Source organism: Serinibacter arcticus, from assembly GCF_003121705.1.
Taxonomy (GTDB): Bacteria; Actinomycetota; Actinomycetes; order Actinomycetales; family Beutenbergiaceae; genus Litorihabitans.
In genome coordinates this window covers 1,744,303-1,759,070 of sequence record NZ_PYHR01000002.1, presented here as the reverse complement: position 1 = coordinate 1,759,070, position 14,768 = coordinate 1,744,303, and the positions used below count along the sequence as shown (strand labels likewise).

At 71.6% G+C, this 14,768-nt stretch carries 10 protein-coding genes; 5 read left to right on the top strand and 5 right to left on the bottom strand.

Annotated features, from left to right (window positions below):
- Positions 1–41: 41 nt before the first annotated feature.
- Positions 42–2,192: a DUF1593 domain-containing protein gene (locus C8046_RS19280; RefSeq protein ID WP_235866233.1), complete on the bottom strand. Its 2,151-nt coding sequence runs from the start codon at positions 2,190–2,192 to the stop codon at positions 42–44.
- 90 nt (positions 2,193–2,282) lie between these two features.
- Positions 2,283–4,487, bottom strand: a complete 2,205-nt coding sequence (locus C8046_RS08110) for a nucleoside hydrolase-like domain-containing protein (RefSeq protein WP_199224416.1) — start codon at positions 4,485–4,487, stop codon at positions 2,283–2,285.
- 545 nt (positions 4,488–5,032) lie between these two features.
- On the opposite strand from C8046_RS08110, the gene C8046_RS08105 reads away from it, so the two are divergent.
- Entirely contained in the window at positions 5,033–6,955 is a 1,923-nt protein-coding gene (locus tag C8046_RS08105; RefSeq protein ID WP_109229001.1) for an amylosucrase, read from the top strand.
- A 101-nt stretch (positions 6,956–7,056) separates the two neighbouring features.
- Here C8046_RS08105 and C8046_RS08100 read toward each other — a convergent pair whose 3' ends face one another.
- Positions 7,057–7,500 carry a YdeI/OmpD-associated family protein gene (locus tag C8046_RS08100; protein ID WP_109229000.1) on the bottom strand — a complete coding sequence of 148 codons (444 nt, stop codon included), beginning with the start codon at positions 7,498–7,500 and terminating at the stop codon, positions 7,057–7,059.
- A gap of 49 nt (positions 7,501–7,549) precedes the next feature.
- Here C8046_RS08100 and C8046_RS08095 point away from each other — a divergent pair, with 49 nt between their 5' ends.
- The 4 genes from C8046_RS08095 (at position 7,550) to C8046_RS08080 (ending at position 11,722) form a co-directional block, all read left to right on the top strand.
- The gene (locus C8046_RS08095; RefSeq protein WP_109228999.1) at positions 7,550–8,269 is read left to right on the top strand and encodes a maleylpyruvate isomerase N-terminal domain-containing protein; all 720 of its coding nucleotides are present in this window, start codon (positions 7,550–7,552) and stop codon (positions 8,267–8,269) included.
- Between the two features lie 161 nt (positions 8,270–8,430).
- Positions 8,431–9,078 carry a discoidin domain-containing protein gene (locus C8046_RS08090; RefSeq protein WP_109228998.1) on the top strand — a complete coding sequence of 216 codons (648 nt, stop codon included), beginning with the start codon at positions 8,431–8,433 and terminating at the stop codon, positions 9,076–9,078.
- Positions 9,075–10,583, top strand: coding sequence for a metallophosphoesterase (locus C8046_RS08085; RefSeq protein ID WP_109228997.1), 1,509 nt, complete (start codon positions 9,075–9,077; stop codon positions 10,581–10,583). Before C8046_RS08090 ends, C8046_RS08085 begins: the two co-directional genes overlap by 4 nt.
- A complete protein-coding gene (locus C8046_RS08080; protein ID WP_109228996.1) occupies positions 10,502–11,722 on the top strand; it encodes a LamG-like jellyroll fold domain-containing protein in 1,221 nt (406 codons plus the stop codon). Before C8046_RS08085 ends, C8046_RS08080 begins: the two co-directional genes overlap by 82 nt.
- A 194-nt stretch (positions 11,723–11,916) precedes the next feature.
- On the opposite strand, the gene metX is transcribed toward C8046_RS08080, so the two are convergent.
- Together metX and C8046_RS08070 are read right to left on the bottom strand one after the other, a co-directional pair.
- Positions 11,917–13,143 (bottom strand): homoserine O-acetyltransferase MetX, encoded by a 1,227-nt coding sequence (metX, locus tag C8046_RS08075; RefSeq protein ID WP_235866231.1) that lies wholly within the window; start codon positions 13,141–13,143, stop codon positions 11,917–11,919.
- A gap of 159 nt (positions 13,144–13,302) precedes the next feature.
- Positions 13,303–14,655 carry a bifunctional o-acetylhomoserine/o-acetylserine sulfhydrylase gene (locus tag C8046_RS08070; protein WP_109228994.1) on the bottom strand — a complete coding sequence of 451 codons (1,353 nt, stop codon included), beginning with the start codon at positions 14,653–14,655 and terminating at the stop codon, positions 13,303–13,305.
- Between the last annotated feature and the right edge of the window lie 113 nt (positions 14,656–14,768).

Genomic DNA, 14,768 nt, shown 5'->3' with positions numbered 1-14,768 from the left:
CCCGAGGGTGGCCGGGCCGGTTCCGGCGGGGGAGTGCCCGCCTAGACCTCCTTCACCGTGGCGCGGTGGAGGAAGGCGGCCATGGCGTCGCGGGCGACGGGGGCCAGGGGTCGGTAGTAGTCGCGTCCGTCGTTGCCGTCCCAGCCGGTGGCGATGCCGGTGGTGTGCATCCAGACGATCTCGGCGTAGAACTGGTTGCCGGGGTCGAGGTCCGCGAACGGTGAGGTGGCGGGGAGCTCGACGGCGGGGGAGCCGGCCGAGCGGTGCAGGAACGCGGCCATGGCGTCGCGGGCGATGGGGGTCACGGGGCGGTAGGAGTAGGTGCCGTCGCCGTTGGCCCAGCCGGTGGTGATGCCCCGGGAGGCCAGCCAGTGGATCTCCTTGTAGAACTGGCTGCCGACGGGGACGTCGGTGAACTCCGAGGTGCGGGGGGCGACGTAGGTGGGGCTGCCGGCGAGGCGGTAGAGGAAGGCGGCCATGGCGTCGCGGTTGATGGAGTCCAGGGGTCGGTAGGAGCGGGTGCCGTCGCCGTTGTCCCAGCCGGTGGAGATCCCGTTGGCGGAGAGCCAGGAGATCTCGAGGTGGAACTGGTTGTCGGGGGCGACGTCGGTGAAGGGCTCGGTGACGTTGAGGACCACGCGCTGGTAGTGGGTCAGGGCGGGCTCGCCGTCGTCGGTGGCCTCGAGGATGAGGTGGATGGTCTGACCGGGCTCGGCGTCGGCCGGGACCTGGAACGAGACCGCTCCGTCATCGTCGGACAGGCTCAGGCCCGCCCCCGGGTAGGTGCCGGCCTCGGCGTAGTCCCACCAGGTCAGGTCGACGGCGTCGCCGTCGGGATCGGTGACCGCCCCGTTGAGGGTGACGTGCTGACCGGCGCGGACGGCGAGGTCGGTGCCCTCGGCGACGGACGGCTCGGGGTGGTGGTTGGCGTCGGCGTAGGCCGGCGTCACGGACCACTGGAGTCGGGCGGCGAAGTCGAGCTGGAAGTCCTCGAACCAGCGCGCGGCGGCGAAGTCGTTCTTCGGGTTGCCGTCGGGGCCGATGTCGCGGACGCCGCTGTTGGACCAGCTCAGCGGATCGGTCGCGCTGGGGGCCTGACGTCCGCCCCAGCCGCCCCACGAGGGGTGGGCCCAGCTGCGGAGACCGTTGTCGACGTGCAGCGCGAAGTTGGAGGAGTCTCCCTCGGAGATCCAGGCGCCCTTGGGCTGCGGGGGAGTCCAGACGCCGTAGCCCATCGCGCGCAGCTCGTCGGCCGTGTAGCCCGACAGTCCGAAGTAGTCCTCGTCGTCGAACCCGGCGGCCATCTGCTTGCCGTCGCCCCAGACACGGTAGGCCTCACCGATCGGCCCGACGGAGGAGACGTTCGCCGCCGTCCACCCGGGCGTCAGGTACTGCGCGTGCTCCGGCAGCACGACGCCGCGGGCGGAGTAGCCCCAGATGCTCGTGCGGACCTCGCGGTTGTGGATGTCGGGCCAGTTCGGCTTGACGTAGCTGGTGAACGTCGTGTCCTGCTGGCCCCAGCTCGTGATGACCGCCTTCTCGACGACCTTGTCGTACACGGCGTCCCACTCGGGGGTGCCCCTGTACTCCTCCTCGATGGACTTCAGTGCGCGCGAGATCGTGTTCGGGCCGCCCCAGGCCTCGAGGAATACCTGACCGGGCTCGTCGTCGAGGAGGATCTCCTTGATGAAGTCCGAGCCCTCGGTGTCCTCGGTCATCTCACCGACGTTCTTGACGTTGCCCCAGTACGTGACGTCGCGGAGGGCGTCGGCGGTGGGGTAGTTCGGGTCGTGCGCGACGAGGTTGGGGTAGACCTCCTCGTAGGCGTCGATCGCCTGGTCGATGTGGAAGACGCTGTCGGGCTCGGGCCACCGGAACGGGGCGATCCCCTGGGCGGGATCGCCCTCGAAGTGGTGCTGGCTCGCGGAGTAGACGAGACCGGTGATGTCGATCTCGTTGGCGTAGAGGAACATCCGCAGCAGCGAGTTGAGGTCGTCGAGCTCGGGGTCGGTCGTCACGATGGTCCGCGGCTTGTCCGCGTTGACCTCGATACCGCCGACGGCGGTGAAGGCGGTCGGGTACGGCGTCTGTGCCGGGGCGGCGGCGGCGGTCGAGATCGACAGGGGGGCGATCACGGCCGCCACGCCGAGCGCGGCGACGAACCCTCGGGCACGAGGGGTGAATGGCTTCACGGTGCTTCCTTTCGTCGACGTCGAGGGCGTCGTCGCCCTCGACGGGGCGCTGGGTGGGGACAGGCGGCCCCCACCCAGCGTCGGGTCGGGTCAGACGGGCTTGACGGTGGCGCGGTGGAGGAAGGCGGCCATGGCGTCGCGGGCGACGGGGGCCAGGGGTCGGTAGTAGTCGCGTCCGTCGTTGCCGTCCCAGCCGGTGGCGATGCCGGTGGTGTGCATCCAGACGATCTCGGCGTAGAACTGGTTGCCGGGGTCGAGGTCCGCGAAGGGTGAGGTGGCGGGGAGCTCGACGGCGGGGGAGCCGGCCGAGCGGTGCAGGAACGCGGCCATGGCGTCGCGGGCGATGGGGGTCACGGGGCGGTAGGAGTAGGTGCCGTCGCCGTTGGCCCAGCCGGTGGTGATGCCCCGGGAGGCCAGCCAGTGGATCTCCTTGTAGAACTGGCTGCCGACGGGGACGTCGGTGAACTCCGAGGTGCGGGGGGCGACGTAGGTGGGGCTGCCGGCGAGGCGGTAGAGGAAGGCGGCCATGGCGTCGCGGTTGATGGAGTCCAGGGGTCGGTAGGAGCGGGTGCCGTCGCCGTTGTCCCAGCCGGTGGAGATCCCGTTGGCGGAGAGCCAGGAGATCTCGAGGTGGAACTGGTTGTCGGGGGCGACGTCGGTGAAGGGCTCGGTGACGTTGAGGACCACGCGCTGGTAGTGGGTCAGGGCGGGTTCGCCGTCGTCGGTGGCCTCGAGGATGAGGTGGATGGTCTGGCCGGGCTCGGCGTCGGTCGGGATCTGGAACGAGACCTGGCCGTCGTCCTGGGTCAGCTCGAGGGCGGCGCCGGGGTAGGTCCCGGCCTCGTGGTAGTCCCACCAGGCCAGATCGACGGTGTCGCCGTCGGGATCCGTGGCGGAGCCCGCGAGGGTGAGGTGCTGGCCGGCGCGGACGGCGTGGTCCAGACCCTCGGCCACCGACGCCTGCGGAGCGTGGTTCGCGTCCTCGTAGCTCTCGGCCACACCCCAGTCGGCACGGGCGGCGAAGTCGTTCTGGATCTCCTCGACCCAGCGCGTCTGCGGGTAGCTGCGGTCGGTGGCGTTCGTGTACGGGTTGACGTCGCTCGTGTCGAGCCACCCCGAGGCGTTCGGTGCGAAGCGACCGCCCCAGCCGCCCCAGGTCGGGTCCTCCTGGGCGCGGAGACCGTTCGAGTCGAGCAGGTGCAGGAAGGCCGGGGAGTCGCCCTCCGAGATGAAGTCGAACTGCGCGCGGCCCGACGCGGGGAACTGCGCGAGCGGATTCACGGAGCGGTCGGGAGACCACCGGTCCTCGCCGGGGAGCTCGCCGTCGATCGCCTGACCGTCACCCCAGGTGTGGTAGCCCTCCAGGAGAGGTCCGTGTCCCTGCAGGAAGTGCTCCTGCATGTACGGCGCCTGCAGCGTGTACTGGTACGGCGCCGGCACGCGGCGAGCCCACTGGTAGGCGAAGCTCCAGAACTGGCTCTGGTTGTCGATCACCTTGACGTCCGGCCACGAGGGCTTGATGTAGCCGGCGAGCGTGTTGTCCTGGTTGAGGATGTTGTAGATCACGAGCTTGTCCGTGATGTCGGCGTAGATCTGTTCCCACCCGGGCGTCGACCGGTACTCCTCCTCGATCGACTTCAGGGCGCGGGCGAGCGTGTTGAGGCCGCCCCACGTCTGGACGTAGATCGGACGTGGGTCGCCGTCGAGCAGGACGTCCTTGATGTGGTCGGACCCCTCGGTGTCCTTCGACATGGCCGACGAGTAGTCGACGTTCCCCACGAGGTAGAGGTCACGCAGCTCGTCCGGGGTCGGGTAGCCGTCGGCGTGCTTGACCAGGTTGGGGTAGATCGCCTCGTATGAGTCGAGGTACTCGTCCAGCCAGGCCGTCCCGGTCCAACGGAACGGCTCGGTGCAGCTCCGGGCTCCGCTGAAGCCGCCGCCGCACTGACCGACGCCGTTCACGTCGGCGGGGGCGTCGGGGTCCTCGCCCCGCCAGTGGAACATCGAGCTCGAGTAGATGATCCCCTCGAGGTCGAACTCGTTGGCGTAGTACAGGTAGCGGACCATCGAGTCCATGTCGTCGATCTCGCCGTCCTGCGTGATGATCGTCCGCGGTCGCGGGTCGACGGCGTCCGGTGCCGCCCCTCCTGCGTCCGCAGCGACGGCGGTCGGGGCGGCGGACGTGGTGGTCGGAGCGGCGCCGGCCGTAATCGCCACGGCCAGCGGGAGCAGCAGACCGAGGGTTGCTGCGGTGACGACTGCGGGTCGCAGCCGGTGGTGGGTACTCGAGTGCACGAGCTTCTACCTCCAGGTCGAGCAGGCGACGGTGCCTGCGGGTGCCCCCTGGGTGGTGGTGCGGGTGAGCCGGGACGGCGCCGGACACGGCGACCTGGTTCGGTGCTCCGGGTCGCTGGAGGAACTCCCCGCCTCTAGCCTGGTCTGGCGTGGTCGGGCCGGCTTGCGTTCGGCCCGACCACGTCTGCTCGCAGAGGTCGTGGAGCTGTGTCTGACGCTCGAGATCGGCGGCGGGGCTGCGCCCCGGCGAGTGGTCCTCCTCATCGCTGAACGACCGACGGTGGTCGTGTGGCTGGTGGAGATCGGGATGGTGCGAGACGCGTCGGAGAGTGCGGAGTGCGCTCCGTCGCGTCAGCTACCGGGACTGCAATCCATCATGAATAGATATGCGCGTCACGGTCCAGTCTACGGGCGCGCCGGAGGCGGGTCAACAGGTCGGGCGGCGTCGACGCCGTCGCGCCCGAACGGCGCTGGACCCGGAGCGGCCTCCCGTGGCCGCCCCCACTAGGCTCGTCCCCGCCGTGAATGCGGCTGGAGGAGGACCGATGTCCCTGCTGAACCGCTCCGTCCTGGTCGACGCCGACCACGTCCGAGCAGTCGTCCCCGCCCTGGCACCGGGCCCTGACCACGACGACGCGTTCGCCGTCCGGTTCGCGCAGCACTTCCCGACGCTGCACCGCCTGTTCGGCGAGCTCTACGGGACCCGACCCGACGTGCTCGAGGCGCTCACCGCCGTCGTGCACCTCGCGGCCGACTCGTGGCGCGAGCGGCCCGCCGACCTCCGTGCCCTCGACGCCCGGCGCGAGGCCGACCCACACTTCTTCCTCGACGCCGGGATGCTCGGCGGCGTCTGCTACGTCGACCGGTACGCCGGGTCGCTGGCCGGCGTCCGCCGTCAGATCCCGTACTTCCGCGAGCTCGGTCTGACCTACCTGCACCTGATGCCGTTGTTCGCGAGCCCGGAGGGGAACTCCGACGGCGGCTACGCCGTCTCCAGCTACCGCGACGTGAATCCCGCGCTCGGGTCGATGGCCGAGCTCGCCGCGCTGGCGCGCGAGCTGCGCGAGGCGGGGATCTCGCTGGTGGTCGACTTCATCTTCAACCACACCAGCGACGAGCACGTGTGGGCGACACGGGCCGTGGCGGGAGAGGTGGTCGACGGCGTCGACTACTCCGACTTCTACCTCATCTACCCCGACCGCACGATGCCGGACGCCTTCGAGCGGACCACGCGCGAGATCTTCCCCGACGACCACCCCGGTTCGTTCGTGCAGCTGCCGGACGGACGCTGGATCTGGGCGACGTTCTACCACTTCCAGTGGGACCTGAACTACGCCAACCCCGCGGTCTTCCGTGCGATGGCGGGGGAGATGCTCTTCCTCGCGAACCAGGGCGTCGAGCTGCTGCGGATGGACGCCGTCGCCTTCATCTGGAAGCGGCTCGGAACCACGTGCGAGTCCCTGCCCGAGGCGCACCTCCTGCTCCAGGCGTTCAACGCGGTGCTGCGGATGGCCGCGCCGTCGCTGCTGTTCAAGTCCGAGGCGATCGTCCACCCCGACGAGGTCGTCACGTACATCAGCGAGGAGGAGTGCCAGATCTCCTACAACCCGCTGCAGATGGCGCTGACGTGGGAGGCGCTGGCCACGCGCGACGCGTCGCTGCTCAACCAGGCGCTCGAGCGGCGTCACGGCCTGCCGGCCGGCACCGCGTGGGTCAACTACGTGCGCAGCCACGACGACATCGGCTGGACCTTCGCCGACGAGGACGCCGCCGAGCTCGGCATCGACGGCTACCCCCACCGCCGGTTCCTCAACGACTTCTACGTCGACCGCGTGCCGGGCTCGTTCGCGCGCGGGGTCCCGTTCCAGGACAACCCGCGCACCGGCGACTGCCGCATCGCCGGGACGACGGCGTCGCTCGCCGGGGTGGAGGCCGGTGATCGCGGTGGGGTCGACCGGGTGCTGCTCGCGCACGCGCTCGCCCTCTCGACGGGTGGGATCCCGCTGCTCTACCTCGGGGACGAGGTCGGGCAGCTCAACGACTACGCCTACGCCGACCGCGAGGCCGAGGCGGGGGACTCGCGCTGGGTCAACCGACCCTTCCGGCCGGAGGCCGCGTACGACTCACGCACCGATCCGTCGACGACGGCGGGGCGCCTCTTCGCCGGCCTGCGCCGGCTGATCGAGGTGCGCAAGGAGACGCCGGAGCTCGGCGGCGGCACGCTGCTGCCGTTCCACACCCCGCACCGCGGCGTGGTCGCGTTCCAGCGACCGGGCTGGACCGACGAGCGGCCGCGCGTGCTCGTGCTGGCGAACGTGGGCGACGAGGCGGTGCAGGTCGACGCCGTCACGCTGAGCGGGTTCGACGCGCTCGCCCGGGATCTCGTGGCCGCGCGGACGATGGATCTTCGCGACGGCGTGACGCTGCCGCCGCACGGGGTCGTGTGGCTGCACGCCACCCCGCGCTGACGTTCGCGAGGCCTTTCGAGTGTGGTGGCGAGGCCGTTCTGGTCTGGTCGCGAGGCCGTTCGGGTGTGGTGGCGAGGCCGTTCGGGTCTCGCCGTCGTGGCCTAGAAGCCGAGCTTGGTGACGACGGCGGCCACCCGCCGCGCCCGGGTCTCGGTGGCCTTCGCGCCCTCGACGGCGGTGACGTGCGCCTTGCGGGCGCTGGGGGAGAGGGCGTCGAACGCAGCGCGGGCCCCGGGGGCGCCGTCGAGAGCCGCCACGAGATCGGCGGGGACCTCGACCGTGCGCGGCGCCGTGTCGAGCTCGAGCGTGACGTCGATCGCGTCGCCGCCGGCCAGGCCGGTGGCCCTGCGCTTGTCGGAGGAGAACGAGATGAGGAAGCGACCGCCCATCACGGCGATCGTCGAGCGGTAGGTGAAGCCGTTGACCGTGACGACGACGGGCGGTCGCTTCCCGGCGTCGAGCGCCTCGACGACCTCGGCCGGCACCTCGATCCCGGTGTTGTTGCCGTCGAGGAACAGGGTGGTCGAGAAGCTGTGCGTCGCCATGGCGAGGATCCTGCCCGATCACCGGCCCTCCCGGTACTAGCCTCGCCCCATGAGCGACATCGCGGTCGACCCCGCCCTCCTCGACGCCGACCTCGCCGAGCAGTCGAGCGCCGTCGTGGACTGGCTGCGCACGCTCGACGACGACGTCTTCGACACGTCAGCCCTGCCCGACTGGCGCGTGCGCGACCTCGTGGCGCACCTCGGTCAGGCGATGACCGTCCTCGCCGGCGCTGAGGCGGCCGACGGCGAGCAGGACGTCCACGGCGACGAGCGGCGCCACGACCTCGCGAGCTACCTGGCCAGCTACGCGGACAACGCGGCCGGCATCCACGCCCGCGCCGTCGAGCTCGCGCAGGAGCACGCCGCGGACCCGGTGGGGGACGTCGAGGAGAAGGTGGGGCTCGCCGTCGCGAACCTCACCCGGCTGCGTGCGGACGGCGTGAGCGTGGTGCGCGTGCGGCGCGGGCTCATCCCGCTCACCTCCCTCGTGCTGACCCGGCTCGTCGAGCTCGTGGTGCACGCCGACGACCTCGCGCGCGCGGTGCACGTCACCACGCCCGTCGACCCGACGGCGCGGACGATCGTGGCGCAGCAGCTGCTCGCGATCCTCCGCCGTCGCAGCGGGTACGAGCTCGACGTGGTCGACGAGCGGGCCTGGGTGCGGCTCGCGACCGGACGGATCACGTGGGACGAGCGCGGCACCGCACTGCGTCCGGGCAACCTGTCCGAGGGGCTGCCGGACCTGCGGCCGTTCCTGCCCCTGCTGTAGCGCGGGGTCGGTTCGACGGCGCGGTGCCCGTCGGGGCGAGAAGTTCAGGCGTCGTCCACCTGAGGTTCGCCTCGTGCTCGCTGAGCGCCACGGGGCCGTTGTTAACGTCACCATCGTTTGCCGGGTCGCCCCCCAACCCCGGCACGAGAGGACACCCCACCATGCACGTCTCGCCCCGGCGCGCCCGCGCCGTGACCGGACTCCTCGCGGCCGGACTGGTGGTCGGCGCCGGACACGCCGCTGCCCAGCCCGCCGTGACCGACGCCTCGGCGGCCACCGGGACGGCCACCGGGACGGCCGCCGAGTCGGCCGCCCCGTCGACGGCCGACTCGGCCACCTCGCTCGCCGTCGCCGCCTCCGGCACCAACGTCCTGCGCACGACCACTGTCCGCGCCGGCGCCTCCTACGTCGAGCCCGGTTACGCGCCCGACCGCGGGAACGGTGACCTCAAGGACGGGAACACGACCAACAAGGGCTGGTCCAACTGGTTCGGCGGCGGGCACAACCCGCGCGACTGGGTCGCGTTCTACTTCGCGCAGCTGCAGACGATCGACGGCATCCGTCTCTACGACGGGCCCGAGGGCGCGATCCGCTCGGTCACCGTGCAGTACCGCGACGTGCGCGGCGGCTGGCTCGACGTGCCGACCACGACGGCGATGCCCGTGGACGTCTCCGGCCAGCGGTTCGACCTGTCGGTGGAGTTCGAGCCCGTCCGCGCCACGGCGGTCCGCGTCGTGCTCGAGGCCGACGGCGGCTACATGACGCTGTCCGAGCTCGAGGTCTTCGCGGCCGAGGAGGTCGCCCCGTGAGCGCACCTGCGGCCCGTCGTCGTCAGACCCCCGACCACCCCCGGACCGCACGTGGCACCCGGGTCGGTGCGCTCGGGGCGGCGGCCGCCGTCGCCGTCACCCTCGGTGTGACCGCTCCCGGTGCACCGCCGGCTACCGCTGCGCCGATCGCGACGACGGGGGCCACGACGTCCGCCGTCGCGCAGGCCGAGAGCGGTTCGCGTTTCACGCTCGCCGTGCTGCCCGACACGCAGTTCTACTCGCGCTACTCCGCCGACCAGTTCGTGCCGCGCTACGGCACCGACCCGTTCCAGGTGCAGACCGAGTGGCTGGTCGAGAACGCCGCCGAGCTGAACATTCCGTTCGTGGTCCACGTGGGTGACGTCGTCGACCGGGAGAACCAGGCCCAGGAGTGGACCGCAGCCTCGCGCGCGATGGGTGTGCTGGAGGACGGCGGCCTCGGCTACTCGATCCTCCCGGGCAACCACGATGTCGTCGACCAGGGGGCGCGCAGCAGCGTCGGTAACTCCCCGCGCTACCTGTCGAACTTCGCCACGAGCCGCGTGAGCGCCAACCCCGGCTTCGTCGACTCGTTCCAGAACGGGCTCGGCACCGCCTACACCTTCGAGGCGCAGGGCGAGACCTTCATGTCGCTCGCGCTGCCGTGGAACGCCGACCAGAGCGTCTACGCCTGGGCGCAGGGCGTGCTCGACGCGCACCCCGACGTTCCCGTCGTGCTGTCCTCGCACGCGATCATCGGGGTCCAGTCCGACCAGATCACGCCCGCCGACTTCTGGTTCGGCCAGGAGCTGTGGGATCGCCTCATCGCGGGCAACGACCAGATCTTCCTCACGCTCAACGGCCACTTCCACGGCGCCACGCAGCGCACGCGGATCAACGACGCCGGCAACGAGGTCTATCAGATCCTCACCGACTACCAGATGGCCGCTCACGGTGGGAACGGCTACCTCTCGCTGATCGAGATGGACTTCGCCAGCGGGTCGCTGGACGTCGAGACGGTTTCGCCGTGGATCACGAAGAAGCTCCCCGAGGACGTCACCCGGGACGACTCGCCGTACCTGACCGGTCAGTGGCAGTCGTTCTCCCTGCCTGTCGACTTCGCCGACAGATTCGCGGGCTTCGCGCCGGACTTCGCTCCCACCGACGACGATCTGGGCAACCTCTCGCAGCGCGCTCGCGAGATCGTCTCCCAGGGCTGGGAGGGCGCCCCGCCGGAGGCCATCGAGGCCCCCGGTGCCCGCGAGGACCACGTCGCCGTGGAGGGCACCGTGGCGCACTGGCGCTTCGGTGACCAGGCCGAGGGCCCGGTGCCGGAGAACGGCACGATCACCGATGCGGTCGGGGCGAGCCCGATGCACCGCCTGCCCTGGACCAGACGGACGCCGCCGACGAGCTCGGCGACATCGCCGTCTCGCGCAGCGACGTGCACGCCTTCTCCTCCGACGGCGCGGCGGTCTGCTTCGCCAACTCCTCGCGCGTGGCCGGACGCACCTCCTACCTCCTGACGGAGTTCGGTGCTCCGGTGACGAACGTCGACCTGGACGGCGGGTACACGATCGAGTCGTTCCTCAAGCTCGACGGCAGCTGGACGGCCGACGACAACCGCTGGTCAGCCGCCGTGACGCGGGCGGGGCGGCGCTCGGCGCTGCCCACGCAGTGGTCGGCCGACCACGACTCGTCGCCGGCGTTCCTCAGCGTCTCCAACCTGCGCGAGTTCCAGTGGGGAACGATCCCGGGCCAGGAGTGGGGCTACTCGAGCTCGTTGTGGTCGGGCGAGATCCTGCTCGACAGCTGGCACCACGTCGCCGTCGTCAACGACCCCATCGCGAGCACGACGATCATGTACGTCGACGGCGTGCCGGTGCTCCGCAACGCCACGGGGCTGGACGGCATGCTCTTCAATCCCGACTACCCGTGGGTGATCGGGGCGTCCTGGGCGCGGGACGAGCCGTCCCACGGCTGGAACGGTTGCGTGGGCGAGACCCGCATCGTGGATCGGGCGATCACGCCGGCCGAGTTCCTCATCGAGCGGGCCGACATCGATTCGCCGTTCGCTCTGGACACGGCCGTCGAGGCCACGACCCCGTCCGACTTCGTGCTGACGGAGCTCTCCGGGCGCGGGGCACCCGGGTCGCAGGTCCAGGTGACTGCGTCGCAGGGCGCGGGCGCGGAGATGTTCGCCGCCGTCGCGCCCCAGGTCGTCACGGTGGACGACGACGGCACCTGGGCCGCCACGCTCGAGCAGACCGTGGCAGGCGCGGGCACGTGGTCCGTGCAGGCGGTCCCCGCGATGGGGACGCGGCTCGGGGACGGTGCCGAGCTGGTCTTCGCGATCGCCGAGGCGGAGCCGACGCCGGGAGCACCCGGAGTGCCGGGGACCCCGGGATCTCCTGGGGAGCCGGGTGGGACGCCCGGGGACCCGGGGACGCCGGGGCAGCCGGGTGGCACGCCCGGGCAGCCGGAAGGAACGTCGTCGGCCGACGGGGGCGACCGTGCGGACGGTGCCGACGGCGAGGGAACCGGCGGGGGTCTGGCCGCCACGGGTGTCACCGTGACCTCCGCGCTGCTGGCGGTGGTGCTGCTGGCGCTGGGCCTCGCGATCCGGGGCGGTCTGGCGCGACGTCGGTCGCACGAGTTGCGCTGACGGCTCCGGGCCCGTTCGGGCCGGGACGACGACGGGCGGCACCCGGTGAGGGTGCCGCCCGTCGTCGTGCGCAAGGGCCTCGCGAACGGACCCAAAGGGCCTCGCGAGTGGACCCAAAGGGCCTCGTGAGTGGACCGGAAGGGCCTCGTGAGTGGACCGGAAGGGCCTCGCGAGTGGACCGGAAGGGCCTCGCGTCAGGGGTGGTGGCGGACCGCCGGAGCGACCTCGCCCAGGAACGCCGCGACGATGGGGCCGAGCGTGTCGAACTCGATGAGGAAGCCGTCGTGCCCGTGGTCGGAGTGCATGACGTGCAGGTCCGCGTCCCGCAGCCCTCGCGCGATGAGCGACGAGTGCGCCGGCAGGAAGAGCCGGTCGGAGTCGACGGCGATCACGAGGCCCCGCGCCGTCACCCCGGCGAGCGCGGCCGCGACGCCGCCCCGGTCGCGTCCGAGGTCGTGGGTGATCATCGACTGCGTCAACGTCACGTAGGAGCCGGCGTCGAACCGTCGGGCGAGCTTGGCGCCGTGGTGGTCGAGGTAGGACTGGACGGCGAACCGGCCGGAACCGTCGAGCGGGTTCTCGGCACGCTGCGGTATCCGACCGAAGCGCGTGTCGAGCTCGCGCGCGGAGCGGTAGGTCGTGTGCGCGATCTGGCGGGCGAGCGAGAGGCCGACGTGCGGACCCTCGCCGTCGGGCGCGTCGTAGTAGTCGCCGCCCGCGAACTTCGGGTCGGCGACGATCGCCCCGATCTGGGAGTGCAGCCAGGCGATCTGGTCGCCGGTGGTCTGGGCCGCCGTCGCGACCGCGGCGAACGCCCGCACCCGGTCGGGCACGCCCACCGCCCACTCGAGCACCCGGTGGCCGCCCATCGAGGCGCCGATCACGAGGGCCCACTGCTCGACCCCGAGCGCGTCGGTGAGGCGGATCTCGGCGGCGACCTGGTCGCGCACCGTGAGGGCGGGGAAGCGGGAGCCGTACGGGACGCCGTCGGCGGCGGGGGACGCGGGTCCGGTCGAGCCCTGGCACCCGCCGAGAACGTTCGGCGCGACGACGTAGTAGCGGTTCGTGTCGATCGGACGGCCGGGTCCGACCATCTCCGACCACCAGCCCGCCGAGAGGTGACCGTCGCCCGCGTCGCCGAGCACGTGGGAGTCGCCGGTGAGGGCGTGCAGCACGAGGACGGCGTTGTCGCGCGCCTCGTTGAGGGTGCCCCAGGTCTCGTACGCGAGCCGGACGCCCGGCAGGGTGCCGCCGGCCTCGAGGTCGATGTCCCCGACGTCGACGAACCGTCGGTTGCCGACGGGCTGGCCCGGGCGCCACGCGGAGCTCACGGGCAGCGGGCTGCCGTCCTCGGCGCGCACCTGGCCTCGCGCCGACGGCGCGAGACGGGAGCGCGGCGGTCGCCGCTCGCTGGCACTCACCCGGTGATCGTACGGGTAGGACATGGTCCGGCCTCCTCCGTGGTCGGTGGGCGGGCGGGATCCGCGCCCGCCGGAGCTCGGCCGGGCGCGGACCCGACCCGGAACGCCCGTGCGGACGGAGCCGTCGCTCCGGCCGCACGGGGCGTGCTGCGACGGGTGTCAGACCGTCGCGTCGACGGCCTGCGGGGCCGCTCCGGAGACCGCGGCGGCGGCCGTGAACCCGAGCTCCAGGTCGGCCAGGATGTCGTCGATGTGCTCGAGCCCCACGGCGAGACGCACCAGGCCGGGCGTCACGCCCGAGTAGAGCTGCTCGGCGGGCGTGAGCTGGCTGTGCGTCGTCGAGGCGGGGTGGATCACCAGCGAGCGGACGTCGCCGATGTTGGCGACGTTCGAGTGCAGCTCCAGCGCGGAGACGAACGCCTTGCCGGCCTCGGCCCCGCCGTCGAGCTCGAACGCCAGGACGGCGCCGCCGCCCTTGGGGGCGTACTTGACCTGGTTGGCGTGCCAGGGCGAGGACTCCAGGCCGGAGTAGTGGACGGACGCGACGTCGTCGCGCGCCTCGAGCCAGGTGGCGACCTTGATCGCGTTCTCGACGTGACGCTCGACGCGCAGCGAGAGCGTCTCGATGCCCTGCGCGATGAGGAACGCGTTGAACGGGCTCACCGCGGCACCGAGGTCGCGCAGCAGCTGCACGCGCGCCTTGAGGATGAAGGAGAGGTTGGCGCCGAAGATCCCGCCGACCCCCAGGTCGCGCGCGTAGACCAGCCCGTTGTACGACGGGTCGGGCGTGTTGTAGTTCGGGAAGCGCTCGGGGTGCTGGGCGTAGTCGAACGTGCCGGCGTCGACGATGACGCCGGCGATCGAGGTGCCGTGGCCGCCGAGGTACTTGGTGGCCGAGTGCACGACGATGTCGGCGCCCCACTGGATCGGGTTCACCAGGTACGGCGTCGCGACCGTGTTGTCGACGATGAGCGGGACGCCGACCTCGTGCGCGATGCCGGCGACCGTCTCGATGTCCAGGACGTCGGACTTCGGGTTCGGGATCGTCTCGCCGAAGAACAGCTTCGTGTTCGGCTGGACGGCGTCGCGCCACTGCTGCGGGTCGTGCGGGTCGGAGACGAACGTCGTCGTGATCCCGAGCTTGGGCAGCGTGTAGTGCAGCAGGTTGTACGTGCCGCCGTAGAGGGACGAGCTCGCGACGACGTGGTCGCCCACCTCGGCGATGTTGAGGATCGCGAGCGTCTCGGCGGCCTGGCCGGACGCGACCAGGAGGGCGCCGACGCCACCCTCGAGCGAGGCGATGCGGTTCTCGACGGCCTCGGTCGTCGGGTTCGTGATGCGCGTGTAGATCGGGCCGAGCTCGGCGAGGGCGAACCGCGCAGCCGCCTGCTCCGCGGACTCGAACACGAACGACGTCGTCTGGTAGATCGGCAGGGCGCGGGCCCCGGTCGTGGGGTCGGCCACCTGGCCGGCGTGGATCTGGCGGGTCTCGAACGACCAGTCGGTGCTCATGGGTACGGCCTCCTGCGATGGGATGACGACGGCGGACGCTGGTGACGCTAGGACCGGTGGGTGGCGCGGTCACGAGTGGGACCGGACGTCTCAGTGGGTGGATGGTCGATCGC

What these genes read in the sequence shown, in the direction of transcription:
- C8046_RS08105 (WP_109229001.1), top strand. Translation starts at nt 5,033, where the DNA reads ATGTCCCTGCTGAACCGCTCCGTCCTGGTCGACGCCGACCACGTCCGA.
- C8046_RS08100 (WP_109229000.1), bottom strand. Translation starts at nt 7,500, where the DNA reads ATGGCGACGCACAGCTTCTCGACCACCCTGTTCCTCGACGGCAACAAC.
- C8046_RS08095 (WP_109228999.1), top strand. Translation starts at nt 7,550, where the DNA reads ATGAGCGACATCGCGGTCGACCCCGCCCTCCTCGACGCCGACCTCGCC.
- C8046_RS08090 (WP_109228998.1), top strand. Translation starts at nt 8,431, where the DNA reads ATGCACGTCTCGCCCCGGCGCGCCCGCGCCGTGACCGGACTCCTCGCG.
- C8046_RS08070 (WP_109228994.1), bottom strand. Translation starts at nt 14,655, where the DNA reads ATGAGCACCGACTGGTCGTTCGAGACCCGCCAGATCCACGCCGGCCAG.